Origin of the sequence: Bermanella marisrubri, assembly GCF_012295615.1 — a bacterium.
Taxonomy (GTDB): domain Bacteria; phylum Pseudomonadota; class Gammaproteobacteria; order Pseudomonadales; family Oceanobacteraceae; genus Bermanella; species Bermanella marisrubri.
Genome location: NZ_CP051183.1, coordinates 1,266,414 through 1,292,050, shown reverse-complemented (window position 1 = coordinate 1,292,050; position 25,637 = coordinate 1,266,414). Strand labels below are relative to the sequence as shown.

At 44.0% G+C, this 25,637-nt stretch carries 27 protein-coding genes, 2 tRNA genes and 1 riboswitch; of the genes, 6 read left to right on the top strand and 23 right to left on the bottom strand.

Annotated elements, in window-relative coordinates; all coding sequences use genetic code 11:
- Positions 1-93 precede the first annotated feature (93 nt).
- Both HF888_RS05950 and HF888_RS05945 read right to left on the bottom strand, forming a co-directional pair.
- On the bottom strand, positions 94-1,173 hold the full coding sequence (locus tag HF888_RS05950) for an AI-2E family transporter (protein WP_040297391.1): 1,080 nt from the start codon (positions 1,171-1,173) through the stop codon (positions 94-96).
- A 13-nt stretch (positions 1,174-1,186) separates the two neighbouring features.
- Positions 1,187-1,426 (bottom strand): sulfurtransferase TusA family protein, encoded by a 240-nt coding sequence (locus HF888_RS05945; RefSeq protein ID WP_007016357.1) that lies wholly within the window; start codon positions 1,424-1,426, stop codon positions 1,187-1,189.
- Positions 1,427-1,519: 93 nt separating this feature from the next.
- On the opposite strand from HF888_RS05945, the gene HF888_RS05940 reads away from it, so the two are divergent.
- Positions 1,520-2,950 (top strand): M48 family metalloprotease, encoded by a 1,431-nt coding sequence (locus tag HF888_RS05940; protein WP_007016356.1) that lies wholly within the window; start codon positions 1,520-1,522, stop codon positions 2,948-2,950.
- An 80-nt stretch (positions 2,951-3,030) separates the two neighbouring features.
- Here HF888_RS05940 and nadA read toward each other — a convergent pair whose 3' ends face one another.
- The 14 genes from nadA to aspS form a co-directional block, all read right to left on the bottom strand.
- The gene (gene nadA / locus HF888_RS05935) at positions 3,031-4,101 is read right to left on the bottom strand and encodes a quinolinate synthase NadA (protein WP_007016355.1); all 1,071 of its coding nucleotides are present in this window, start codon (positions 4,099-4,101) and stop codon (positions 3,031-3,033) included.
- Between the two features lie 112 nt (positions 4,102-4,213).
- Positions 4,214-4,289, bottom strand: a tRNA-Lys gene (locus HF888_RS05930).
- Positions 4,290-4,399: 110 nt separating this feature from the next.
- Positions 4,400-4,475 (bottom strand) — tRNA-Lys (locus tag HF888_RS05925).
- A gap of 88 nt (positions 4,476-4,563) precedes the next feature.
- On the bottom strand, positions 4,564-5,304 hold the full coding sequence (gene ybgF / locus HF888_RS05920; protein ID WP_007016354.1) for a tol-pal system protein YbgF: 741 nt from the start codon (positions 5,302-5,304) through the stop codon (positions 4,564-4,566).
- Positions 5,305-5,322: 18 nt separating this feature from the next.
- The gene (pal, locus tag HF888_RS05915; protein ID WP_007016353.1) at positions 5,323-5,865 is read right to left on the bottom strand and encodes a peptidoglycan-associated lipoprotein Pal; all 543 of its coding nucleotides are present in this window, start codon (positions 5,863-5,865) and stop codon (positions 5,323-5,325) included.
- A 20-nt stretch (positions 5,866-5,885) separates the two neighbouring features.
- Positions 5,886-7,166, bottom strand: coding sequence for a Tol-Pal system beta propeller repeat protein TolB (gene tolB, locus HF888_RS05910; RefSeq protein WP_007016352.1), 1,281 nt, complete (start codon positions 7,164-7,166; stop codon positions 5,886-5,888).
- The gene (locus HF888_RS05905; RefSeq protein ID WP_007016351.1) at positions 7,163-7,897 is read right to left on the bottom strand and encodes a cell envelope integrity TolA family protein; all 735 of its coding nucleotides are present in this window, start codon (positions 7,895-7,897) and stop codon (positions 7,163-7,165) included. The genes tolB and HF888_RS05905 overlap by 4 nt, the downstream gene beginning before the upstream one ends.
- Positions 7,894-8,316, bottom strand: a complete 423-nt coding sequence (gene tolR, locus HF888_RS05900; protein ID WP_007016350.1) for a protein TolR — start codon at positions 8,314-8,316, stop codon at positions 7,894-7,896. The genes HF888_RS05905 and tolR overlap by 4 nt, the downstream gene beginning before the upstream one ends.
- An 11-nt stretch (positions 8,317-8,327) precedes the next feature.
- Positions 8,328-9,023: a protein TolQ gene (gene tolQ, locus HF888_RS05895; protein ID WP_007016349.1), complete on the bottom strand. Its 696-nt coding sequence runs from the start codon at positions 9,021-9,023 to the stop codon at positions 8,328-8,330.
- 11 nt (positions 9,024-9,034) lie between these two features.
- Positions 9,035-9,442 (bottom strand): tol-pal system-associated acyl-CoA thioesterase, encoded by a 408-nt coding sequence (gene ybgC, locus HF888_RS05890; RefSeq protein ID WP_007016348.1) that lies wholly within the window; start codon positions 9,440-9,442, stop codon positions 9,035-9,037.
- Positions 9,443-10,459: a Holliday junction branch migration DNA helicase RuvB gene (ruvB, locus tag HF888_RS05885; protein WP_007016347.1), complete on the bottom strand. Its 1,017-nt coding sequence runs from the start codon at positions 10,457-10,459 to the stop codon at positions 9,443-9,445.
- Between the two features lie 14 nt (positions 10,460-10,473).
- Positions 10,474-11,085 (bottom strand): Holliday junction branch migration protein RuvA, encoded by a 612-nt coding sequence (ruvA, locus tag HF888_RS05880; protein ID WP_007016346.1) that lies wholly within the window; start codon positions 11,083-11,085, stop codon positions 10,474-10,476.
- 122 nt (positions 11,086-11,207) lie between these two features.
- Positions 11,208-11,738, bottom strand: a complete 531-nt coding sequence (gene ruvC, locus HF888_RS05875) for a crossover junction endodeoxyribonuclease RuvC (protein WP_007016345.1) — start codon at positions 11,736-11,738, stop codon at positions 11,208-11,210.
- A gap of 134 nt (positions 11,739-11,872) precedes the next feature.
- On the bottom strand, positions 11,873-13,639 hold the full coding sequence (gene aspS / locus HF888_RS05870) for an aspartate--tRNA ligase (protein WP_168367047.1): 1,767 nt from the start codon (positions 13,637-13,639) through the stop codon (positions 11,873-11,875).
- 144 nt (positions 13,640-13,783) lie between these two features.
- On the opposite strand from aspS, the gene HF888_RS05865 reads away from it, so the two are divergent.
- The 4 genes from HF888_RS05865 to HF888_RS05850 all read left to right on the top strand — a co-directional run bounded on the left by HF888_RS05865 (position 13,784) and on the right by HF888_RS05850 (position 16,856).
- Entirely contained in the window at positions 13,784-14,893 is a 1,110-nt protein-coding gene (locus HF888_RS05865) for an HD domain-containing phosphohydrolase (RefSeq protein ID WP_168367046.1), read from the top strand.
- Positions 14,894-15,028: 135 nt separating this feature from the next.
- On the top strand, positions 15,029-15,448 hold the full coding sequence (locus HF888_RS05860) for an HU family DNA-binding protein (RefSeq protein ID WP_007019277.1): 420 nt from the start codon (positions 15,029-15,031) through the stop codon (positions 15,446-15,448).
- A 42-nt stretch (positions 15,449-15,490) separates the two neighbouring features.
- On the top strand, positions 15,491-16,126 hold the full coding sequence (locus HF888_RS05855) for a uracil-DNA glycosylase family protein (protein ID WP_007019278.1): 636 nt from the start codon (positions 15,491-15,493) through the stop codon (positions 16,124-16,126).
- Positions 16,119-16,856, top strand: a complete 738-nt coding sequence (locus HF888_RS05850; protein WP_007019279.1) for an SGNH/GDSL hydrolase family protein — start codon at positions 16,119-16,121, stop codon at positions 16,854-16,856. Before HF888_RS05855 ends, HF888_RS05850 begins: the two co-directional genes overlap by 8 nt.
- Here the strand turns inward: HF888_RS05850 and HF888_RS05845 are convergent.
- Positions 16,847-17,299, bottom strand: coding sequence for an HIT domain-containing protein (locus HF888_RS05845; protein ID WP_007019280.1), 453 nt, complete (start codon positions 17,297-17,299; stop codon positions 16,847-16,849). The two genes, HF888_RS05850 and HF888_RS05845, sit on opposite strands and share 10 nt — an antisense overlap.
- A gap of 92 nt (positions 17,300-17,391) precedes the next feature.
- Here HF888_RS05845 and HF888_RS05840 point away from each other — a divergent pair, with 92 nt between their 5' ends.
- The gene (locus HF888_RS05840; RefSeq protein WP_007019281.1) at positions 17,392-18,546 is read left to right on the top strand and encodes a GNAT family N-acetyltransferase; all 1,155 of its coding nucleotides are present in this window, start codon (positions 17,392-17,394) and stop codon (positions 18,544-18,546) included.
- A 20-nt stretch (positions 18,547-18,566) separates the two neighbouring features.
- On the opposite strand, the gene thiE is transcribed toward HF888_RS05840, so the two are convergent.
- The 6 genes from thiE to HF888_RS05810 form a co-directional block, all read right to left on the bottom strand.
- Positions 18,567-20,045, bottom strand: a complete 1,479-nt coding sequence (gene thiE / locus HF888_RS05835) for a thiamine phosphate synthase (RefSeq protein WP_007019282.1) — start codon at positions 20,043-20,045, stop codon at positions 18,567-18,569.
- The gene (locus tag HF888_RS05830) at positions 20,042-20,830 is read right to left on the bottom strand and encodes a thiazole synthase (RefSeq protein WP_007019283.1); all 789 of its coding nucleotides are present in this window, start codon (positions 20,828-20,830) and stop codon (positions 20,042-20,044) included. Before HF888_RS05830 ends, thiE begins: the two co-directional genes overlap by 4 nt.
- A gap of 1 nt (position 20,831) precedes the next feature.
- A complete protein-coding gene (thiS, locus tag HF888_RS05825; RefSeq protein ID WP_007019284.1) occupies positions 20,832-21,074 on the bottom strand; it encodes a sulfur carrier protein ThiS in 243 nt (80 codons plus the stop codon).
- The gene (locus HF888_RS05820) at positions 21,071-22,114 is read right to left on the bottom strand and encodes an FAD-dependent oxidoreductase (protein WP_007019285.1); all 1,044 of its coding nucleotides are present in this window, start codon (positions 22,112-22,114) and stop codon (positions 21,071-21,073) included. Before HF888_RS05820 ends, thiS begins: the two co-directional genes overlap by 4 nt.
- Positions 22,114-24,012, bottom strand: coding sequence for a phosphomethylpyrimidine synthase ThiC (gene thiC / locus HF888_RS05815; protein WP_007019286.1), 1,899 nt, complete (start codon positions 24,010-24,012; stop codon positions 22,114-22,116). Before thiC ends, HF888_RS05820 begins: the two co-directional genes overlap by 1 nt.
- Positions 24,013-24,209: 197 nt before the next feature.
- A riboswitch (TPP riboswitch) is annotated at positions 24,210-24,315 on the bottom strand.
- An 86-nt stretch (positions 24,316-24,401) separates the two neighbouring features.
- On the bottom strand, positions 24,402-25,382 hold the full coding sequence (locus tag HF888_RS05810) for a hypothetical protein (RefSeq protein WP_007019287.1): 981 nt from the start codon (positions 25,380-25,382) through the stop codon (positions 24,402-24,404).
- Positions 25,383-25,637: the final 255 nt, after the last annotated feature.

The following is a 25,637-nucleotide window of genomic DNA, read 5'->3' as shown; positions in this document are numbered from 1 at the left end:
GCTCTCCGAGACCATGTAGAAAAAATAAAACGGCAATGGTACTGACGTAACCCTGCCGTGGCAAGCGTTCCAAATACGGAATTACTGAAAGAATTAGGCTTGCTGCTCGTGTTGCTGGGCCGCCCTCACCCCTCTGGGCCAAGCAGTCAGAACTGCTTTAAATAAAGTGGCCAGCGGAATAGCAAAAAACACACCCCAAAGCCCCCACAATCCCCCAAACATGAGTACAGACAAAATGATCACCACCGGGTGTAAATTTACTGCTTCGGAAAACAGAAGTGGGACCAATACATTGCCGTCTAACGCCTGAATAATGAAATACACAGCTACCAGGTAGTAAAAATCACTGGTCAACCCCCATTGAAAGTAACCTATCAATACAACAGGTACGGTTACAACTGCGGCACCGATATATGGAATAACCACAGAAAAGCCAACCAGCAAAGCCAGGAGCGCTGCATAGCGAACCCCCATGATGGCGAACGCAATGTAAGTTACAAAACCCACAATGACGATTTCTAGTACTTTACCGCGGATGTAATTTGCAAACTGCTGATCCATCTCACGCCACACACGCCCAATCAATATTCGCTTCGTTGGCATGATCGACACCCACCAACGCACCATCACGTCACCGTCTTTCAAGAAAAAGAAAACCAAAATAGGCACCAAGATCATATAAATCAAAATGGCGACTAAATTAGGTAACGTAGATAAAGACAATTCAACGGCAGCTTGACCTAAACGACCAATTTCTTCAGCCATAGCAGCACCCAAGGCCTTTATCTGCGCTTCATCAAATACATCGGGATAACGCTCAGGTAAAACCACCGCTAGCTTCTGCATCTGATTCAACATGTTCGGTAATTCACCGAACAATTGTGTAATCTGGGTCCATACGGCAGGAGCCAGCACGAGTATCACTGCCAAGCACACTATCAAGAACAACAGAAATACCAAAACACTTGCTGCTAGATGGCCAACCCCCAAACGTTTCAGAGCCAATAACGGACCTTGCAGCAAATAAGCTAATACAACACTGGCAAGGGCCGGAGCCAATATCGCCCCCATCGTGAGAATAATCACAAAGCCCGCAATAAGCAGTAGCAATAGAAATAAAGCTTCCTCATCAGAGAAATAGTCTTCAATCCAACTTCTAATGAGACGCATCATAGACATAGAATGCCTACTCTCCTTTTTCAATATAAAAAATAAACAGCTCTGACTGCTCAAGACTATCCAGTAAACGATGAGCAGTTAGAGCGACAAACGCAGGTATATCTCTTTTTGCACCTGCATCTGTCGCTACGACCTTCAAAACTTCCTTTGGTTGCAAGGAACTCAAAGCCTGTTTTGTTTTCAAAAGTGGCATAGGGCACCGCAAACCGACTGCATCTAATGTATGATCCACTTGTATATCTGTCATTGCATTGGCCTAAACGTAAAACAACAGGCTAATATTAAGGTAAAAGCATAGGTCTGACGAGCCTGAAACCAAAGGAAAACAACAAGAGAATCCATGCATTTTTTCATAGCAGCGATATTGGCGGTATTTTCGGCAAACCTATTCGCTAATAGTGAGCAAGACCTACCCAGCCTTGGGGACAGTACTTCAGGGCTGATTTCTATGGAACAAGAATATAAGTTAGGGCGGACTTGGTTACGCAAACTTCGCCAGAACGCATCAAGTATCAATGATCCCTTAATCAAGGAGTATACAGAAAACCTTATCTACCGTTTAGCCACCCATAGCCAAGTAAGCGATCGTCGATTCGAAATCATCATTCTCGATAACGAACAACTAAACGCGTTTGCGGTACCTGGCGGCATCATTGGCATTAACGCGGGCTTATTTCTTTATGCGCAAACCGAAGCGCAATTTGCATCGGTAGTAGCCCACGAACTCGCGCATTTAAGTCAGCGGCATTTTGCCCGTCAGGTCGATGAAAGTCGCAAACAGGCTCCTATTGCCCTTGCCTCTCTACTTGGTAGTATCCTGCTCCTTGCCACAAACAATACAGAGGCGGGATTTGCGGGGCTGGTGACCAGTCAGGCCGCAGCCACACAAAACTCACTAAGCTATAGCCGCGACTGGGAAAGAGAGGCTGACCGCATTGGACTGCAAACCCTCGTTAGCGCACAAATCGATCCTCGTGGTATGCCGCAAATGTTCGAGCAAATGTTTGCAGCACATAAATACTCACAACGCCCTCCTGAATTCTTGATGACTCACCCAATTACCGCGAATCGTATCAGCGACGCTGCCGCTCGTGTAGACAACTTAGATGTACCCGTTACGGCCCCTGATTTCGAATACAGCTTAAGACGAACAGCCTTGCTCATTCGTTATCGCCCCGAAAGTCATAGCAGAGAGTATTTTGAGAAAGTCCTAAAAACATCGAAAACGCAAAGCGCTCAGCAACGAGCACGCTATGCATTAGCCTTGATTGACTTGCAAAAAGATCAATATGCATCGGCTCACGAATTTGCAATAAATTTAGTCGAACAGGACCCTCATCGGATTAGCTATCAAGTATTGAAAGCTAAAACCCTCTTTAAGCTAGGACAGCAAGATGAAGCGATTAACTACACAGAAGAACTATTGGAGCTCAATCCAGACAATCACCCCCTCACAATGACATACGTCGAATTACTTTCAGATAAGGGTGAACACCATAAAGCCGCGATCCAGCTACGCAGTCATTCCATACAGCGAAATTATGATGCTTACATATGGCAAAAACTTGGCGAACTGGAGGCAAAAGCGGGCAACGAAGTAGCGACTTTTCAAGCAAGGGCAGAATATTTCTTTTTAACTGGACGTAAAAAGCAAGCCCTTTCTCAACTCAAGCAAGCCCTTGACTTAAGCCAAGATAAATACATGCTAACCGCAAAAATCCAACAGCGCGCACGCGAGATTGCAGGTTCAGCAGACAATCTACAATTTTAAAAAAGCCAACCTACATTGAACATTAAAAAAGGCAGCCTTGGCTGCCTTTTTTAATGTTCGGTCGCTACCATCAAGCTTACTTAAAATCGGCGTCCTTGGCTTTGCACACCATGTTGTTTAGCAAAGTCCAGCATGCGGTTAAGCGAGCGTGTGGCTTTGGCTGCAACATCCGGATCAACAGTAATTTCGTTATCACTTTGTTCTAAAGTCTGAGCCATATTCTCAAGCCCGTTCATAGCCATCCAAGGACAATGAGCACAGCTTCGACACGTTGCACCAGTGCCAGCAGTAGGCGCTTCAATAAACGTCTTACCTGGAGCCATTTGCTGCATTTTATAGAAGATCGCCTTGTCGGTGGCAACAATAAAGGTATCGTTGTCCATCGTCTTTGCAGCTTGAATAATCTGCGAAGTACTACCAACCACATCTGCAATTTCTACCACGGATTGAGGTGATTCGGGATGAACCAAAACCGCAGCGTTTGGATATACTTTTTTAAGATCTTCCAAGCCCTTGGCTTTGAACTCTTCGTGAACGATACATGCTCCGTCCCACATCAACATGTCTGCGCCCGTCATGCGCTGGATATAGTTTCCTAAATGTTGATCCGGCGCCCAAATAATCTTTTCACCTTGATCCATTAAGTGCTGCACGATTTCAAGAGCGATGCTCGAAGTCACAACCCAGTCCGCTCGAGCCTTCACTTCGGCGGAGGTATTCGCATAGACAACAACTTTTCGGTCAGGATGGGCATCGCAAAACTCGGAAAACTCTTTGATCGGACAGCCAATATCAAGACTACAGGTAGCCTCTAATGTCGGCATCAACACGGTCTTCTCTGGACTAAGAATCTTGGCCGTTTCACCCATAAATTTCACACCAGCCACAACAAGAGTGTCTGCTTCGTGATCACGACCGAAACGCGCCATCTCTAATGAATCAGCAACGCAACCGCCGGTTTCGTCGGCCAAAGCTTGAATTACAGGATCAGTATAATAATGGGCAACCAGTACTGCGTTTTTTTCATGCAGCAACTGTTTAATTTGGTCTTTATAGGCTTGTTGCTGAGCACTACTCAGATCGTCACCATGGGCATGATCTAAATGGTTTCTTACGAAATCTTGAATGGGCTCTAATACAGACTCAGTCATAACAGAATATCTATCTACGCTATCTGGTCATTTTAACACAAGGTTATCTATGCCACACAGCCTACCCAGAAAGTAAAAAGGCAGAGTGCCAACACTCTGCCTTTTAGTAATATGGTGGGTCGTGCAGGATTCGAACCTGCGACCAATTGGTTAAAAGCCAACTGCTCTACCAACTGAGCTAACGACCCTTAGTTGGAGAAGCGCATTTTATAGATAAAAATTATTTTGTCAACAAATTCAATAACTTATCTGCGCTTTATTTTTTGCTTTGCTTAGATACCACCCTGTTAGCTTAAGGTGGTGGGTCGTGCAGGATTCGAACCTGCGACCAATTGGTTAAAAGCCAACTGCTCTACCAACTGAGCTAACGACCCCCAAAGCGGGCGCAAATGTTACTATTTTTTTTAAATAAAACAACCCCTTATGGCACTTTTTTACAAATAAATTTGAACCAAGGGGAAATTAGAAGTGCTGTTTCAAGTATTGCTGTGCAAATCGAGCAGTCGAAGTACCTTTGTGATCACTTACAATGGCTTCTAAAATTGGCTTAGATTGAGCCTTATCACCCAAGCGATGCAACACAACCGCTAACTTATACTTAGAATCCAGCGTTTTTTGGTGGTCTGGAAATTGATTAACAACAAATGCAAAAGCCTTTCTAGCCTCATCTAGCATGCCTTTATTGTAATAAACCTGACCCAGCCAATAATAGCCATTAACAGCCAAGGAGCTCTTTGGATGCGCTTCTAAAAACGATTTAAACTCGCTGATAGCCTCATCAAATTTTCGCTCTTTCATCAGGGCAAAGGCATGATCATATTGTTCTCGACCCTCAGAGCCTGATGAACTACTAGAGGAAGCCAATGAACCACTTTTAGCGACTTGGGATAAGCGTCGGTCCAAGTCCAGATAGCGTTCTTTCTGCTCCGCTTTTAACTTGCGAAGCTCGTAACCTTGTTTCTCCACCACACCTTGTAGACGTTGAATTTCTTGCTTAAGCATTTCAATTTCAGAAAACAAAATTTGATTTGCTGAATTGTTACTAGCTGAAGCCGTACTAGAAGTAGAGGGTTTTGTTTGAGGGGAGACATTAGCTGGCGTTTGAGCCGCATTTGAGGACTGCGCGTTGTTAAGAGAAGACCAGGTTTCCGCGGAAACCTGGCTCAATCCCAAAGCACATGAAAGTGCCAAGGGAATCGTCATTATCTTTTTCATAAATAATTAACGGTTTTGGTAATCCAATTCTGCACGACGGTTTTTAGACCAAGCGCTCTCGTCAGAACCCATAACGGCTGGACGCTCTTCACCATAGCTAACTGTTTCTAGCTGGCTCGGTGCTACACCTTGTACGATAAGGTAACGCTTAACAGTTTCTGCACGACGTTCGCCTAGCGCCAAGTTGTACTCAACTGTACCACGCTCATCACAGTGACCTTCAACTGTCAGGGATGCTTGTGGGTTTGCTACAAGGTACTCAGCGTGTGCATTTAGCACGTCCTTGAATTCAGGGCGAAGCTCAGAACGGTCAAAACCAAAGTACACTACCGTTTGATCTAGTAGAGGATTGTTTTGCGCCGCTTCTGCTTGAGCATCTGTGTTTACGTCAACATTAGGAGACTCTGGCACGGCCTGAGTTTCGCTTTGCTGCTGTTCAGTTTCTGTTGTTGCTGCTTCGTCAGTTGTACCACCACTGCTTGCGCAGCCGGCCATAACTAAAGAAAGCGCTGATACCGCGAACAATTTATTCCAAGCTAGTTTTTGCATTATATATACCTTACTTATGACTAATTCAAATAGGGGCCCCATGCGGGTTCACGTACATCACCAGTCTTCGATGGGACGAGAAACTTTACATCACCATCGACCGATACAGCCGCTAGAATACTTCTATTATTATGTTTTGCCGCATACATTACCATAACTCCATTAGGAGAAACACTAGGCGACTCATCCAAATATGTGTCTTCTGTCAAAATCTGCAACAGTCCACGAGTCAAATCTAGTGAGGCAATGTGAAAGTCCCCACCTCTTTCTGCTTGATGAACCAAAACCAAAAAACGCCCATCTTGAGCTAAGCGCGCTCTTGCATTGTAATGCCCATCAAACGTTAAACGTTCAACATACTCGGTCTCAACATTAACACGATAGATCTGAGGACTGCCAGAGCGTCCGCTGGTAAAGATGATGTGTACACCATCAGGCATCCAGTTTGGTTCAGTATCAATCGAATAATGCCGAGTAATTCGAGACCATTCGTTGGTTCTCAAATCTACCGTGTATATTTCTGAATTACCGTCTTTTGAGAGGGTTAATGCCAGTTTGTTCCCATCCGGGGAGAAAGATGGCGCACTGTTTATTCCTTTTTGTGCGCTAATTAACTCTTTTTGCCCTGTAGCTAAGTCTTGAATATAAACTTTACTGCCCTCATCTTCCATCATTACGTAAGCAAGCTTCTTACCATCGGGTGACCAAGTGGGTGAAAAAATGGAATACGATGAGCGCAAAACCACCTTTTCTCTCGCCCCATCGCTATCAGCAATGGCTAAGCTAAATTGGGTGCGCTGAGGGTTAGTAGTTACATAAGCAATTTTGGTAGAGAACGCGCCGCGAATTCCAGTTAATTGCTCGTAAATCGCGTCACTGATTCGATGCGCTACATCTCGCAGTTGTTCGGCCGTGCCTGTAAGAGTCTGAGCCAATATTTCAGTTTCATTAAAAACATCGAATAACTGGTATTGAACTTGATATTTATCACCTAGAGGCGTGACGCGCCCAACAACAACATATTCCTGCTTAAGCAAACGCCAATCTGTAAAATATATATCCGACTGGACATGAGGATGACTCAACATATCCTTTGGGGCTAACACCTCAAAATGCCCACTTCGCTCCAAATCATTGCGAACAATTCCTTCTGGCAACGTAGTAAGGCCCTCAGGTACTTGAAAGGGGACAACTGAAATCGGAATTGCAGAGGCTATACCCTGACTAATCTCGATTGTTAATTCTGCTTTTGCAGAAGCATGAATCAAAAAACTCAGTAAAACGAAAATTAGATATCTCATAACCGCGCATTTTCAGGTTGTAGTTTTAAAATAATTTGTCGGAATTGCTTTTCGAACAATACCACATCATCAGGAACAGGCAATTTACCGACTTTCCACACTGCTTGTTCAGCGCTTCGATCTAACGCCGGATTACCACTGGATTCAAGCAATTGTACTTCTGTCACCTCTCCAGTAGGCACCAAGAAGACTTTAAGCATGACCACTTGATCATGTTTTGCGCTGGGAGGGAAACGCCATACAGATTGAATCAAACCAACAATTTGTGAGGTGTAGTCGTTAACGGCCTCCTGCTCTTGTTCTGCTTGCTTAGCCGCCTCCTCTTCTTTCATGAGGCGCTCTAATTCTCTTTGAGACTCTTCCTGTGCCAATTGTTCCGCAAAATTATCCTCGATAGGCTGAGGGTTGATTTTTGCTTCGGGCTTTTCAGCCGGTTTTGGTTTTGCAGGTTTCGCTTTTTCCTGGTTTGTCTTCGGTTTAGATTCCACTTTAGGCTTTTGTACCGGTTTTGGCTTGGGTTTCGGTTTTTTTACAACTTTTTTAGGCTTGGGTTTATCCAACTGCACTAGCGTGGCCGAAACATGTTTGGGCGTTTTGTAAACCATAGGCTCGCTTTTAGACCAAGGCGCCAGTAATAAAATAATACTTGACAGAACAATGGTGCCCGAAAGGATACTTGGAATGGTAAAACTACGCGGATCAAAAAAGTGTAAACGCGGCGACTCCATCATGCCCCCGGTTCAGGCGCTTCGGTAACAAGACCGACACTTTCGGCGCCCGCTGCTTGCAGCGTCGTCATTAAAGATACGACTTTGCCATAAGCAACAGACTGATCTCCACGCACAAGAACTTGCGTCTGTGGTTGTTGTTTTAAGATCTTACTCACGTAACGCTGTACGTATTCCAAATTAGCTGCTTGATCTTCATCACGACCACGCTCGATAACATAGTCTCCAGTAGCACGAATACTAACAATTATCGGCAACTCATTTTTTGGCGTTTTGATGGGTTCACTGGCCACTTTGGGCAGGTCAACCTTAACACCTTGCGTTAAAATGGGTGCGGTAATCATGAATATCACAAGTAACACCAACATCACATCGATGTAAGGCACTACATTCATTTCTGCAATAGGACGTCTCTTAGCCATAATGACTTCGCCTATTCTGCCACTGCTTGGGTTTTGTTCTTTTTATAAACCTGCCGGTGCAAAATACTGATGAATTCTTCTGCAAATGTTTCGTAATGACTGGTTATTTGATCGACTTTCGTCGTAAAGCGATTGTAAAAAATAACCGCAGGAATCGCTGCAAACAAACCTATTGCCGTTGCAATCAATGCTTCAGCAATTCCCGGTGCAACCACTGCCAACGTTGCTTGCTGGACATTGGCTAACCCTCTAAAGCTGTTCATAATCCCCCAAACCGTACCAAATAAACCAACGTATGGACTTGTGGAACCTACTGTTGCAAGAAATGGTAAATGGTTTTCTAACAGCTCAGCCTCTTTTGTGGTCGCTACTCGCATGGCTCGTTGCGTCCCCTGAATAATTGCTTCAGGATCGCCACCTTGCTGACGCAAACGCGAAAACTCACGAAAACCAGCTGCAAATATGTTCTCAACTCCAAATGCCGGTGGCTCTTGATTAATTTCTTTGTAGAGCTGACTGAGATCCATCCCAGACCAAAATCGATCTTCAAAGTCTTCGTAACCATCTTTCACCGCTGTCAATAAACGGTGACGTTGGATAATAATGGTCCAAGAAATAAAAACAGCAGCAACCAGTACTAGCATCACACCCTGTACAACCCAACTGGCGTTGGCAATGAGTGACCAGATACTCATAGATTCATTCACAAATAAACTCCTTATGTGCTCGCTGCAATTCGAACGGCTTCAGGTAATGGTTGCGGTTTCATGGATTCAACTTGCAAGCAAGCTATCGTCACATCCGCTTTGACTAAAACCTGATGATTTTTATAAATAACTTGCTGCATAGTAAAGGATGCTTTTTTAACTTGCACCTGTTCAATAACGACAATGAGTTCGTCATCAAGTTTTGCTGGCATTTGCCACTTGATGTTCATATCACGAATAACGAAGAGTATATTTTGCGCCTTAAGTTCAACCTGATTGAAACCTAATTGTCTTAACCACTCTGTTCGTGCTCGCTCAAGAAAATGCAAATATTGAGCATGATAAACAATACCGCCAGCATCGGTATCTTCATAATAAACTCGAATGGGCCAGCTAAAAGGCGTATCCACTTGATTCATTTACGACTTGTCCTGCTCTAAACCAAAATGGAGATATGCGTTTTCCGTAACCATCCGACCGCGAGGGGTTCGCATCATAAAACCTTGCTGGATCAAATAAGGTTCTAAAACATCTTCTATGGTATCGCGCTCTTCACTAATAGCCGCAGCCAATGAATCAACGCCCACTGGCCCACCACCAAATTTTTCAATCATGGCAAGCAATAAACGACGGTCCATGTGATCAAGACCATGAGTATCAACATGTAACATATTAAGCGCTAAATCAGCGATATTCTGAGTGACTGTACCATCACCTTTCACTTGAGCATAATCACGAACCCGCTTCAATAGACGATTAGCAATACGCGGTGTACCACGGCTGCGTTGTGCAATTTCACCCGCACCCTTGTGATCAATTTCTACACCTAACATACCTGCACTGCGCGTCACTATACCCGTTAAATCTGCTACGTTATAAAATTCCAAGCGCTGCACAATACCAAAGCGGTCGCGCAGCGGAGACGTTAACAAGCCTGCGCGAGTAGTCGCCCCAACAAGCGTGAACGGTGGCAAATCAATTTTAATAGAACGAGCAGCAGGACCTTCCCCTACCATGATATCCAGTTGATAGTCTTCCATCGCTGGATAAAGCACTTCCTCAACAGAGGGATTCAATCGGTGAATCTCATCAATAAATAAAACATCACCTTCCTCTAAATTGGTGAGCATAGCTGCGAGATCACCGGCCTTTTCCAAAACAGGACCTGACGTGGATTTAATATTTACGTCCAACTCATGGGCAATAATATTGGCCAATGTGGTTTTGCCCAAACCTGGTGGACCAAAAATCAGGGAGTGGTCGAGGGCTTCTTGACGAGCCCGTGCTGCACCAATGAATATCTCCATCTGCTCACGCACTTGTGGCTGACCTTCATAATCCGCCAATCGTGTAGGGCGAATAGCACGGTCGTGATGAACTTCTTCCGCTTTTAATTGAGGGTTCTCTGCACTAATAAAACGATCACTTTCAATCATAGGAAACCCTCAATCTATTGCTTTAACATGCCTTTCAATGCCAGGCGGATGAGATCTTCCGAACCGTTAACAGGTTCTTTTATCGCGGCAATGGCTTTGGCTGCTTCCGTCGGTTTGTAACCCAGAGCAATCAATGCGCCCTCAGCTTCTTGTATCCACTGATCCTGTGAGGCAGGCGCAGGGTTGGCCGCGGCCATAAGTGGTAAATCAGAGTCCACTTGCCATTCTTTTAAGCGGTCTTTCATTTCCACGATAAGCCGTTCTGCGGTTTTTTTACCAATTCCCGGAATACGAACCAAGGTTGCACTATCACCATCATGAACACTGCGCACAAAGGTGTCCGTTTCGATACCCGATAAAATCGCCAACGCCAATTTAGGACCGACTCCGGATACTTTAATCAGCGCACGAAAGAGCGCCCGTTGCTGCTTATCCGAAAAGCCATAAAGAATTTGCGCATCTTCACGAACAACAAAGTGGGTGTGTAAAGTGACACCTTGCCCCACTTCAGGCAAAGCGTAAATGGTGGTCATGGGCGCATGCACTTCATAACCAAGGCCATTTACTTCAATCAATAGTTCTGGGGGGAGTTTTTCGAGCAGAGTACCGCTAATTCGACCGATCATTTTTTATTCTTAACTCTAAAGACGCTAAAAGTACTGTAAATTTAATCAGTGCTTAGAGTAACCAAATGACACGATAATTGGAAGGCAAAAGCATGGGCTCTGAGAACAGAGCGGCTGTCCAGCTAGGAATATTGACGCAAGCGCCCCGATTTTTGCTTGCTAGCACCGGATTTGGCTACTAAATGCTGAGTGTTATACGCATGCGTGATAGCAATCGCTAAAGCATCGGCAGCATCAGCCTGGGGCTTGCCGGGTAACTTTAATAATAGCTGCACCATATGCTGAACTTGCTCTTTGTCGGCACTGCCCTTTCCAACAACCGCTTGCTTTACGGCTCGAGCAGCATATTCATGAACTGGCAAATTATTCACCGCTGCGGCAACAATGGCACTTCCGCGAGCTTGACCGAGCTTAAGTGCGGAATCCGCGTTTTTACCCATAAATACCTGCTCAATTGCAAATTCATTGGGTTGATGAGTTTCAATCAACTCGCTGACACAATCATGTATTTGCTTTAAGCGGTATGCCAAATCTTCACTGGTATCAATGCGGATACAACCAGAACCGATATAACGTAACCGACTGCCCTGTGCTTCAATCACACCAAAGCCTGTCAAACGTGAGCCAGGGTCTATTCCGAGGATAATGGGCATAAGCAGTTAGTATAAATAATGAGGTAGTTTTAAGTTTGCAGGAAAACAGTAACGGAGAGAAGACTTATATAAAACAAAGGGGCTGATCAAAGCCCCTTTGTTCCCAAGTCACTTCGCATAACGCGATGTAGGCTTTATTCAGCCTTTGGACGCAATTGAATACCGACTTCACGTAAGTTCTTAGTCGGTACTTCACCCGGCGCGTCTGTCATAACACAAGCAGCAGACTGAGTTTTCGGGAAAGCAATCACTTCACGAATGCTCTCAGAGCCTGTCATTAGCATGATCAAACGGTCCAGACCAAATGCCAAGCCACCGTGTGGTGGCGCACCGAATTGAAGGGCGTCAAGCAAGAAGCCAAACTTCTCACGCTGCTCTTCTTCACTAATGTTTAAGATTTCAAAAACGGTTTGCTGCATAGCTTGGTCGTGGATACGAATTGAACCACCACCTAGCTCACAACCATTCAGAACCATGTCATAAGCACGACTTAAGGCTGCGGTTGGGTTAGCTTTCAACTCTTCAGGTGAGCATGAAGGCGCGGTGAATGGGTGGTGAATAGCGTGCAGCTTGCCATCTTCTAGCTCTTCAAACATTGGGAAATCAACAACCCACAACGGAGCCCACTCACAAGTTAGCATGTTTAGGTCATGACCTAACTTAACGCGCAAAGCACCAAGCGCTTCGTTCACGATCACTTCTTTATCGGCGCCAAAGAACACGATATCGCCATTCTTCACTTCCAAGCGATCCATGATCTTCATGGTATTGTCATCGCCGATGAACTTGATGATCGGAGACTGAAGACCTTCAACGCCTTTTTCAATTTCGTTGACCTTGATCCAAGCCAGGCCTTTCGCACCATAAATACCTACGTATTTAGTGTATTCATCAATTTGCTTACGCGACAACTCGGCACCACCAGGTACTTTAAGCGCTGCAACACGGCCTTTAGGATCTTTTGCAGGACCTGCAAATACTTTGAATTCGATGTCTTGCAATAAGTCAGCAACATCCACCAGCTCCATAGGAATACGCAAGTCCGGCTTATCTGAGCCGTACTTGTTCATGGCTTCGCTGTATGGCATGTGTGGGAACTCGCCTAAATCGATGCCCTTTTGCGTTTGGAAGATTTGCTTAATCATGGATTCTGCTGCGCCCATGATGTCTTTTTCTTCTACAAACGAGGCTTCCATATCGATCTGCGTGAACTCTGGCTGACGGTCAGCACGCAAGTCTTCATCACGGAAACATTTGGCAATCTGGTAGTAGCGATCGAAACCCGACACCATCAATAACTGCTTAAATAGCTGAGGCGACTGAGGTAATGCAAAGAACGAACCCTGATGAGTACGGCTTGGTACTAGGTAGTCACGGGCACCCTCTGGCGTTGCGCGAGTTAGAATCGGCGTTTCAATATCTAGGAAACCTTGCTCGTCTAAGATATTGCGGATCTGAGTCGTCACTTTGTGGCGGAAACGCAAGTTGTGCTGCATTTCGTCACGACGCAAATCCATATAGCGGTAGCGCAGACGTACATCTTCGCCCACAGGACTGTATTCATCCAACGGAAATGGCGGAGTCGCTGCTTTATTAAGGACCGTGATCTCTTTACCAAGAACCTCAATTTTACCTGTAGGCATATTTTCATTTTCACTGCCGGCAGGACGAGCACGAACCAAACCTTTTACCTGTACGACAAATTCACTACGTACGCTATCGGCTGTATTAAACGCTTCAACTGTGTCCGGATCGAACACGGTTTGTACTAGACCTTCGCGATCACGAATATCCAAGAAAATCACACCACCGTGGTCACGGCGACGGTGAACCCAACCGCAATAGGTCACGGTCTCGTCAATGAGGGTTTCTGTAATTTCACCACAATAATGGCTGCGCATAGTGCATTCCCACCGTTTTAGCTGTCTACAACTGACTATATTTATAAAAAGTGCCGCATTATACCCAAATTACAGGAAATTCCGACATCTTCCGTGGGACTGCTATGCTTATTTTTAAGGACTTTGTCAATTTGAGGGCGGTCTATGGTTACGGCAGCGGATTTCAATGGCGATCTACTGCAAGATCTCAGCGATGAACTTGAGGACAAGCGGGACAGTTGCACCCAGCATCTACTGAAACTCGAACAAGATCCAAGCGATTTAGAAGCGGTCAAACTGATGTTTCGAGATGTTCACACAGTAAAAGGCGACCTAGGGATTGTCGGTATTCATCAATACATGCCACTCATACAGTCTATCGAGGACGTTCTAGATTCATTACGCCAAGAAAAGCAAACCTATAACCCAATGCTGGGTGACGCTTTACTATTGTCGCTAGACCTAGTTTACAACGAACTTAATCACTTCCTTGAAGGTAAAGAGGATTTTGATGAAGTTCATTACAACACTATCGCGAAGATGGTTGCTAAATTAGCTAGCCAAGACAACCAAGACGTGAATGATCGAGCTATGGACGTGGTGAGTACATTGGCCCCAGAAACAGTCAAGCCTCCCCAACCAAGTGACACTGCAGAATCGTCATTAGACGAATATTTTACCGAGAAAGAAATAAATGAAGAAGTGGCCTTCTTTCTACAGTTAAGCCTGCTCATCGACAATAGATTACCCAAAGGCTCTGGTCGTACCGAACGTCAGTTTTTGCTTGCAATGACGATGAACAACCTTGCGGGAAACCCGATTAACAGCAGTCAGCTACAAACTGCCGTATATCTTCATGATGTGGCAATGGCCTTTATCCCCAAAGGCCTCATGCAAAAATCCGCTGAGCTATCGGAAAAAGACTGGAATACCATTAAACGCCACATGGAAATCGCCCATCAACTTATCGCGCCATACGATGTTTGGAAAGAAGCTGCAGAAATGATTATTCAACACCACGAACGCATCGACGGAAAGGGTTATCCGAACCAATTAACCGGAGACGAGATTCATGATGGCGCAAAAATACTATCCATTATTGATAGTTTTGAAGCCATCACTCAAGGACGCAATTATCAAACCAGTCAACAGCGACCTATCATGCGCGCCATTATGGAAATCAACCAATATGCTGGCACTCAATATTGCCCAAAATGGGTGAAGCATTTCAATCGTGCAGTCAAGCAATTGCACGTGAAAAAACACAAATCTTAATTAAGCTCAATTTTCTCTTAAAAAATATAAAAAAAGCGAAAAAATAGGCTTTTTTTGCATTTTTTTACTTGCCTTAAAGTTCTAGTTGTTTGTATATTGCTACCGTCGTTTTATATCAACAACAAGGACAATGTAATGGCAGCCAAAAAAACCGCACGCAAGAAAGTAGCCGCGAAAAAAGCAGCCCCTAAGAAGGTAGCAGCCAAAAAAGCTGTAGCTAAAGCTCCTGCGAAAAAATTAACTGCTGTTAAAGAGCGTTATAACAAAACTCAAATCTTGACTGAAATCGCAGAAAACACCGAACTTACTAAAAAACAAGTTCAGGCTGTTTTAGATAACCTAGGCGACGTTATCGAGCGCCACGTTAAGAAGCGTGCTGTAGGTGAGTTTGTACTCCCGGGCCTTCTTAAAATCCAAGCGGTTAAAAAACCAGCCAAGAAAGCGCGCAAAGGTATTAACCCATTCACTGGCGAAGAAACTGTATTTAAAGCAAAACCTGCTTCAATTGCCGTTAAAATCCGTCCGTTGAAAAAACTAAAAGAGATGGCGGAATAATCGCCATTTTGTAACGGGTGCGACGCGCACCCGTTTTTATTTATGTCTCTGCACGCTGAAATTCAGCATTGCCTGATTTGCCAATCAAACCTTCCATTGCCCCCTCGACCGGTTTTACAGTTTAGCCAGAATAGTAATATCTTGATTATTGGCCAAGCACCCGGACAGAAAGCACACCATGCGCATCAACCGTTTAAAGACGCAAGTGGCAAACGCTTAAGAGAATGGTTGGGCTTAACTGAATCCGAATTTTACGATGCGGATAAAGTCGCTCTCATGCCCATGGCTTTTTGCTACCCAGGAAAAGGTAAGAGCGGTGATTTACCGCCCCCTCCTATCTGCCATCAAACATGGCATAAAAGGCTATTAGATCACATGCAGAAGATCCAACTCGTTGTGCTATTAGGGCAATACTCTCAACGACATTATCTAACGCAAGCGACGGATTTTCCTTGGTTAAAACCATCCGAATCTGAGCGATGCCAAAAACTATATAAGCAATACAACAATCTTGCAGATCGGGTAGCAAATCAGTCAACCAGCCTACCTGAGAGCATTATGGCTTTGCCCCATCCATCTCCACGCAATCAGTTGTGGCTTAAGAAAAACCCGTGGTTTGAGCAACAAGTCATACCCATACTACAACAACGCGTCATAAAGGCTTTACATCATGAGTAACACCATTCAGGCCATATTGTTTTGGTTTAAATACGCTCTTCTACTGCCGACAATCGTTCTACAAGGAAAACGACTAAAGCAAAATAGTGTGCGCTTACCTGAAGCAGATGGCGCGCGACACTATCATTTTTCTGAACACGGTATTGAGCTTAAACACATTGGTGAATCTACAGTCGCAGGAGTTGGCGTAGAACATATGAAACAAGGACTCACCATGCAAACCGTATCGGCATTGCAAAACATCCCTGATATATATCCATCAAATATTGACATTTATGGCGTTAATGGTATTGCACTCAAGCCATTACTTCTGCAAAGCCACAACTGGCTAAATACAAAATCAACATCGTCCCCCTGCTATATTGTCACCTTGGGCGTCAACGACACCACAGGCTTAACATCAATTTTTGATTGGAGTGAAGGTTTGATGGAATTGATTCAACGCGTCAGAGGTCAAGCGAAAAACGCAAAGATCATTTTTACTCATGTACCAGACATGAAACGTTTCCCAGCTTTACCTTGGCCGCTGAACCAGTTTTTGGGGGATCGAAGTGCACTATTGGATAAAGCTTTGAGACGGATTTGCGAAACTAATGAATGTCATTATGTGGAAGCTGATATCAAGATAGAAGAGGCCTATATGGCAGAGGACGGCTACCACCCCAACGCCAAAGGCTATGAACGCTGGGGAAAAAAAATCGCGGATGTGATCTGCGAAGCTTACCAATAAACTGTATCGCCTTCTTCTTGCGGTGCATCTTCAACGAACTTGTCGCTAAACAAACGCTTTAATTGATCAACACGTTCTTCCAGCTCTTTCGCATCATACTCTTTCGCAGGATGAGCACCCCATACTGGTTTTGGCCAAGCGATGTCTTCTTTGTTACGCACGACATGGTGTACATGGAGCTGTGGCACAACATTACCCAGAGCGCCAACATTCATTGAATCCGCCTCGAAGAAATCGGATAAGCGTTGACTCACGTAAGAGCTTTCATCACTCATTTGATGACGATCTTTTTGCGATAGATGAAACAGTTCGCGAATAGCAGCGCGGCGCGGAACAAGAATAACCCAAGGATAATTGGCATCTTTCATGAGTAGGACATCACACAATGGAAATTGTCCCAATAACTCGGTATCTTGTTCTAATTGTTTGTCCAATGAGTACATATAGGCTCTCCGTGTATGAACTAGGCAGACCCAGTAGCAATGCGATATCAGCTGTAGGTCTTTATTCTATTTAACCAGCAAGGACCTGGAAAATGCAATGTTTTAATGATGCTAAACAGTGGTCAAACCATAATCCAAGCCTTCATAGTAAGAATGAGTACCCGTTTATCCAAACTGAATTTCTTCAGTCACTTGAGTCTAATAATAGCCTAAACCAAGACACTGGCTGGCAAAGTCATTACTTATCCCTAGCTGATTTAGATATGGCAGTGCCCGCCTTTATTAAACATCATTCTTACGGCGAATACGTATTTGACTGGGCCTGGGCAGATGCTTATGCACGGCATGGCTTAGTGTATTACCCCAAGCTCATTGTTGCTGCTCCTTACACACCGGCTACGGGACCTAGAATATTAAGCTCAACTTCAACCTTTGATGGCAAAGAATTGAGTAATCGCCTATTTACACACTGTGAAGAAAAGCAGCTTTCTGGTGCACATATACTCTTTCCTACCCAGAATGAATCACAACAACTAATCGATCACGGATGGCAACAACGACTTGGAGTGCAATTTCACTGGTACAACCGTGGCTATGAAAACTTTGAGCACTTCCTCAGCCATTTTAAATCACGAAAGCGAAAAAATATTATAAAAGAACGAGCTCAGTTCCAGCGATCGGATATGGATTTTATTTGGCGCGAAGGCCATGCCATAACCCAGCAGGAATGGCAGGATTTTTATTTTTGCTACCAACGAACCTATGCTAAACGTGGCATGCAAGGCTATATTACCTTAGAAGCCTTTAAGGAAATGGCGACTATGCAGGCACTGAATAAGCAGATGCATCTACTGGTTTGTCGCTACCAACATCAAAATATTGCCTTTGCATTATTTTTTAGTGATTCACAACACTTATACGGTCGCTATTGGGGATGTGTACAAGACATCCATGGCTTGCATTTTGAAGCCTGTTATTATCGCGGTATTGAATTCGCAATAGCTAAAGGGTTAAAAGTATTTAATCCAGGCACTCAAGGTGAGCATAAAATCAGCCGAGGTTTCGAGCCGGTGTTAACCCAATCGTTGCACTACTTATCTCATCCTGACTTTCATCAGGCGGTAAGTCGTTTTGTAAAAGAAGAAGCAGAAGCTTTATTAGATTACCAAAAGCAATGTTATGAAGAGCTGCCATTTAATGAAACGAGTAAACCGGCGATAAAACGCTTTTCCGACGAAACAACTTAACTCACGTGATCTGCCTTTCGTTATAGCTCCATTTCTTTCATCATGGTTTCTGTGACCAATTCAGGATCCTCAGCCTGTGTAATCGCACTAATCATAGCGATGCTATCAACCCCAGTAAGAGCTACTTGGGAGATACGCTCTAGTTTTATACCGCCGATCGCTACCATGGGTATATGCTGAATGTTTTTCTTCCAAAATGACAGTTGCTGTAAACCCTGCGGCTGCCATGGCATTTGTTTACTGTCTGTATGGTAGATTGGACCATAAGCAAGATACGATGGATTAATCGTTAATGCTCGCGCAACCTCAAAATAACAATGACTACTTACTCCCAGCCGCAAGCCAGCTTGTTCAATCGCTTTTAAGTCAGCTTCGAGTAAGTCTTCTTGTCCTAGGTGCACCCCATAAGCGCCAAGTTCTATTGCAAGCTGCCAATAATCATTAATGAACAATTGCACTCCGTAATCTTCACTGATATGTATCGCCCGAGTAATTTCTTCTCGCAGTGCTTGACCCGATAGATCCTTGATACGTAACTGAATGATCCTGATACCTAAAGGTAGTAACCGTGTTAGCCATTCCGCTCTATCAACAACAGGGTATAAACCCAACCCTGGCTCACAGGGTAAAAAATGGGTATCTAACAAATCTCTATGACCATGAATCAATGGCAAGTATTGAATCATGCTCGTTCCGGAAAAAAGACTTTTTGGTTGTAGAGCAACCTGACCGGATGACAATTCAAATTCATTATCCCACGCGCTCTCCATCTGCATTTTAGCGATAACAACTGCATCCTCTAAGCGATGACCTAATGCAAGAGCAGCAGCAATAGAGCTCGCTATTATGCACCCGGTGCCTCTTGCAGAGAAACTCTGTGTACGCTTTCCAACTAAATTAAAAGACTCTCCAATGTCTTTTAACTCGGCATTACACTGTCGAAAGAGATCTCGGTTTTTTTGTGCTGTATGACCTCCTTTCAAATAAACACTATGGCAACCAAGCGCTAATACTTGATTAGCCAATTCTTCGACAATCACATTCTGATCTGCGTTACTGAGTAACAGAGCTTCATCCCAATTCGGCGTTACAACATAGGCTCTCTCAATAAGCTTCTTAACGATAGCAAGCTGAGTTGCTAGGTTTTGGAAATGACCGCTGGTTGCAGACAATATCGGATCCAAAATAATTTTAGCGTTTTGACTAATGGGATGATTGAGCAATACGTCTACTTGCTCTTCAGAGGCGACCAAACCAACCTTTATCACATTAATTTGATATTCACTCGCAATACTGTCTAACTGAGACTGAAACACTTCAATATCAACAGGGTTAAGTGCATTCACACCTGTTTGAGTTTGTGCTGTCAAAGCGGTTGCAGCTAAACAACCGTGTACCGCCATGGCTTCTAGCGCTCTTAAATCCGCTTGGTAGCCAGACAATCCTTGTGCATCTATTCCAGATACGCACAATACCATTGGTCTCGTTTCGTGGTTCATAAGGGCTCGCTATGCCAAAACGGTTTGGCAATATCCGGAGTACTTGCATGGGCCGTTTCTTGTTGCTCCATACAACCTGCTTCATAAGCTAAACGACCTGCCTCTATACTGTGCTTAAACGCTTTCGCCATCGTAATCGGGTCCATGCTCTTCGCCACGGCACTATTTAATAGCACCGCGTCATAACCCATTTCCATGGCTTGCGCTGCGTGACTTGGCCTCCCGATACCTGCATCAATGACTAATGGTATCTTGTGAAAATGTTTACGAATTTGTTTTAACGCATAAGGATTCATCAGTCCCTGGCCGGTACCAATGGGCGCTCCCCATGGCATCAAAATATCACAGCCTACATCGATTAAGCGCTCACACAAAACAAGGTCATCAGTGCAATAAGGAAAAACTTTAAAACCTTGCTCCGTTAATTCCTTGGCGGCATCGACTAATTGAAATGGATCCGGTTGTAGGTTGTAGTCGTTACCGATTACTTCCAACTTTATCCAATGAGTTTTGAGTAGTTCACGAGATAGTATTGCCATATTAATCGCTTCTTTAGCACTATGGCAGCCAGCGGTATTGGGTAAAAGATGCAACGACTCTCGTTTGTTTTGCAACCAATGCTGCAATGCATACTGTTTGCTTTGTGCTGTGGCCCGCCTTAAAGATAAAGTGACTACTTGAGCCTCAGAAGCTTCAATAGAGCGCTCCATTAATTCAGGAGAATCATAAAGCGCGGTACCAATAAAAAAACGGCTGCGTAAATCAATACCATCAATATTGAGCATACTAGCCTCCCACCACAGCTGTTAAAATATCCACTTCATCGTTATCTTTAAGTTCAAACTCATCATATTGATGGCGATGAACTAAACACTGATTAACAGCAATGACACAATGCTCTAAATCAATATCAAGTTTCTGCACATGTTCTTGTAAAATGCCTATGAGAAGGGCTGGCTGTTCTGTGGCAAACTCTTCACCATTTACTCGTATTTTGATCTTTATCTTTTGATCGCTCGATGCAGTCATGAAATCGCCCCTGTCTCAATCACAAAGTGCTCCGATGATAGTACTCTCGTCGCTTGTTCTAGTAGCGCCGGAGCAAGTAAATACCCATGACGGTACAAGCCATTAATTCGTGTTAAACCAGTTTTAGATTGAATATAGGGCTCTCTATCCCAAGTCGCTGGTCTTACCTGCGTGGAAAGATCTACTATGCGTGCTTCGGCAAAACCTTTGTGAACGCTATAAGCCGCGGTCAGTAGCTCCAGAGTTGAACGAACACTTATTGGGCTTTCGTCATCTGAATCTATCTCTGTTGCGCCCACAATAAAATGATTGTCAGGTCTGGGCACAATGTACAGCCGATAGCGAGGATGCATAAGCCTTATCATGTGTCGAATATGTACATCTGGTGCATGCAGTAAAATACGCTCCCCTCGTACACCGTGCATTTTGGCAATGTCTTTCTTGGCCTGTAAACCACGACAATCAAATACCCAGTCGTATTTTCGATCATCAACTTTGTTTGGTTCAATGCAGTTTGCTTCCGTTGCTATCCACTCACCATTTTGTTGTATATATTCATGCAATGCTTTCAACGTTAGAGACGCATTAATATGCGCTTCGTGTGGTAACCAATAACCATGTTGAAAACCGTTAATTTCCGATTCTTTTTCAGTAATCAGCATTGATTGACAAAAGCTTTGAGTATCTTTTCCAAGCTTGTGAGAAAGACTATTATAAAACTGCTTCAAACTGGCTTGATCTTGGCTATGACTAATGACCAAAGTACCCGCTAAATCACAATAAAGAGGCTGGCCTGTTTCTGTTTTCAAGGTCTCAATAATTTCAGGCCACAATTGAATACTACGTAAGCCCAATTGAAAAACCTGTTCACTGCCTTGTTCCAATTCTGAGGTAGGCGCAAGCATGCCTGCAGCCACTTGGCTGCAGATTTTTTGTGTGATCTCAGGTTGATATATAGTGACCCGTTTACCTTGTCGAATCAGCTGAAATGCCAATAAACTTCCAGCTATTCCAGCACCAACGATGGCAATTTGATTCACTATGCATCCTCCTCCACAGGAACATAGACTTGAGCACCTTGAGCTTTAAACTCTTCGCTCTTTTGTTGCATGCCCTGCTCGATTTCATCCTTACTGTAATCTCTGACTTCTTGTGAGATTTTCATAGAGCAGAATTTGGGACCACACATGGAGCAAAAATGCGCTACTTTTGCGCTGTCTTTTGGCAAGGTTTCATCATGGAAAGACTGTGCAGTTTCTGGATCTAAACTTAAATTAAATTGATCCTGCCAGCGGAACTCAAAACGCGCTTTAGACAGCAAATCATCACGATAGCGTGCTCCTGGATGACCTTTCGCAACATCCGCTGCATGGGCCGCCAGCTTGTAAGTAATGATGCCAGTTTTTACATCGTCACGATTTGGCAAACCTAAATGTTCTTTTGGCGTGACATAGCAAAGCATGGCACAGCCATACCAACCAATCATTGCAGCACCAATACCCGAAGTAATGTGGTCATAACCAGGAGCAATGTCGGTGGTCAACGGTCCTAACGTATAGAACGGAGCCTCATCACAACACTCAAGTTGTTTATCCATATTCGCTTTGATCATGTGCATAGGCACATGTCCAGGACCTTCAATCATGACTTGAACATCATGCTTCCATGCAATTTGAGTTAACTCACCCAGGGTTTCTAGTTCTGCAAATTGTGCAGCATCATTGGCATCGGCCAATGAACCAGGTCGCAAACCATCACCTAAAGAAAAACTTACATCATAGGCTTTCATAATCTCGCAAATATCTTCGAAATGCTCGTATAGAAAGCTTTCTTTATGATGATAAATACACCACTTCGCCATAATTGATCCACCACGACTAACAATACCCGTGACTCGATCCGCAGTGAGTGGGATATGAGCCAAGCGAATACCGGCATGAATAGTAAAGTAGTCAACACCTTGCTCTGCTTGCTCAATCAAAGTATCGCGGAATACTTCCCAAGTAAGGTCTTCCGCCACACCATTTACTTTTTCCAACGCTTGATAAATAGGAACCGTACCCACTGGAGCAGGGCTATTTCGCACAATATAATCACGTGTACTGTGAATGTACTTGCCCGTTGATAAGTCCATGATGGTATCGCCACCCCAGCGTGTTGACCAAACCATCTTTTCTACTTCTTCTTCAATAGAAGATGTCAGGGCGCTGTTACCGATATTAGCGTTAATTTTTACCAAGAAATTTCTGCCAATAATCATTGGCTCCAATTCAGGGTGGTTAATATTTGCAGGAATAATAGCCCGACCTCTGGCGATTTCATCGCGCACAAATTCAGGCGTGATGACATCCGGTATAGCGGCACCAAAGTCATTACCTTTTAAGCGAGCCTGACGCTCTTCTGTGGTAAATTCGTTAGCTAAAGCTTCGCGCATTTGATTTTCGCGAAGGGCCACGTATTCCATTTCTGGTGTAATCAATCCCTGTCGGGCGTAGTGCATCTGACTGACGTTTCTCCCCGCCTTTGCACGACGTGGTTGGCGCTGTAATAGCGGGTTATAAAAGCGCTGCCCCTGAGCTTCGTCAGTCACTCCATTGTCAATTGGCTTCATATCACGGCCTTCATAAAATTCCGTATCCGCGCGCTCGTCAATCCAAGCAGAACGTGTCTCTGTGGACAGACCTTTGTGCACATCAATCTGAGCCGTATTGTCAGTATAAGGACCTGATGTATCATAAAGCGTCACGTGCGTGCCATCAGTCAAACTCACTTTACGCATAGGCACACGTACATCATCGCGATTTGGGCTGGTTACATATACTTTTTCGCTTGCAGGCAACGGGCCCAGAGTAATTTTATTGTCAGCAATATCAGGAATAGCATGGGCTGCAATTTGATTGCTCGCCGTTTGATTTTGTTGTTTATCATTGGTTTGCATAGTGGCTCCTTACTTTTGGCATAAGTACCACTAGCAAGGACGAGGACTATCCATTACGTTCAGTAATTGGATAGAGAGATAGGTAAATATAACAGTCCAGTTTTGAGTGTTGAGTGCTTAGTTTTGAATGACTAAAGTGGAATTGGGGGCTTGCTTAAAACAAACTCACAACTCAACACTCACCATTCAACATTGGATTATTACATTTAGCTCATTCCTACGCCGATGCTAGTCGGATCAGGTTCTACGGGTCATAATCTCAGCCTTATGCGCATGGCACATTGGGCACCCCGTGAGCTAATGTTTTGCTTATCACAAAACAACGTAAGCAGAGTGTATCACTGCTTTTGTAGGTATCAACCTTTTCTTTGTTGGGTCTGAATCTCTATTCAGTTTGATTCATCAGTAAATTCAACAAGTGGATCTATACCACATTGCGAATAGGTTAATTCGATAGAATTAGAGTCGGCATCTAAAACAGAAACATTCCCGCTTCTAATTTCACCATTATTACAGTAACTTAGATCATCAAAGGCCAGTGATAACATGCCAAACTCCGCTAGGTAGATTTTACCTACCCCAGTCCAAGTAGATGCATAAGATTGAGATTGATCGATACTCAAATCTGCTATTCTGTACACTTGATCATCTGCAGCCTTAAGTTCTGCATCAATTTCACAGGAATTGCTTGAATCACACATGCGAACAAAGTTAATCGCTTGAGACAAAGACCCTACCTTGAGATTGGCATAAGCTTTGAGCTCATTATTGTTCTCATCAATCTCACCAGCACCCATTCGGCCATTTAGCTTTATCTCAACACCATTGAATTCAAGTGTAAATTGCTCAAAATAAAATGTTTGATACTTGGTATGAGTATTGGTTGACAATCGTGCATACCCATTGGCAGTAATGGGTGTATTATTAATAGTTTCGCAGTAGTCGTTAGCGGTAAAATTGAAATTTAAGTAATCGCCACTAGCGCTAACGGTGCCACCACATTCCCCACCAATGGAGTCTTCGGGAATCTGATCTTTGCCAACATAAGACTCAATCGTATCTGAATAATTATCCATGGCAGAGGCTAAAGAATCTGTGGCAGTATCAATCGTCAACAAAGCAGGCTCTATAAAAATATCTGAGTCAGTGGTGACCTTTGTGCCAGACAAAAATGCCTTAAATGCGGTATCAACAGACGCACCTATGGTTAAGCTCTCGGCTTGCGTTAATACCGCCGCCTCTGTCTTACCGATGTAATCGAACCCAGAATTGTGACTGCTATCTTCCGTACTAGAGTCTGAACCATTGCCACATCCAACCAAACATCCCATTGATAGCACACATGCTATGGCCTTATTACCAATTACCATACTTATCCCTTATTAATCAGATAGTTAACATCGTGGTGCAATATAAAGGCAAGCTCTCGCTTTGTACATTAACCTTGTCAAAATATATAAACTGAGTGATATACCTGTTCAAAAAACAACCACCAGATAATCCATAATTCAAACGGTTTGATACTCAACTAAGTAGCGTGACGGTTCGTTATGCGTCTTCGGTATACACTTGATCGTAGGTAGAGCCAATTCATTGAGCTAATAGCATATAGACAACGATTCCCG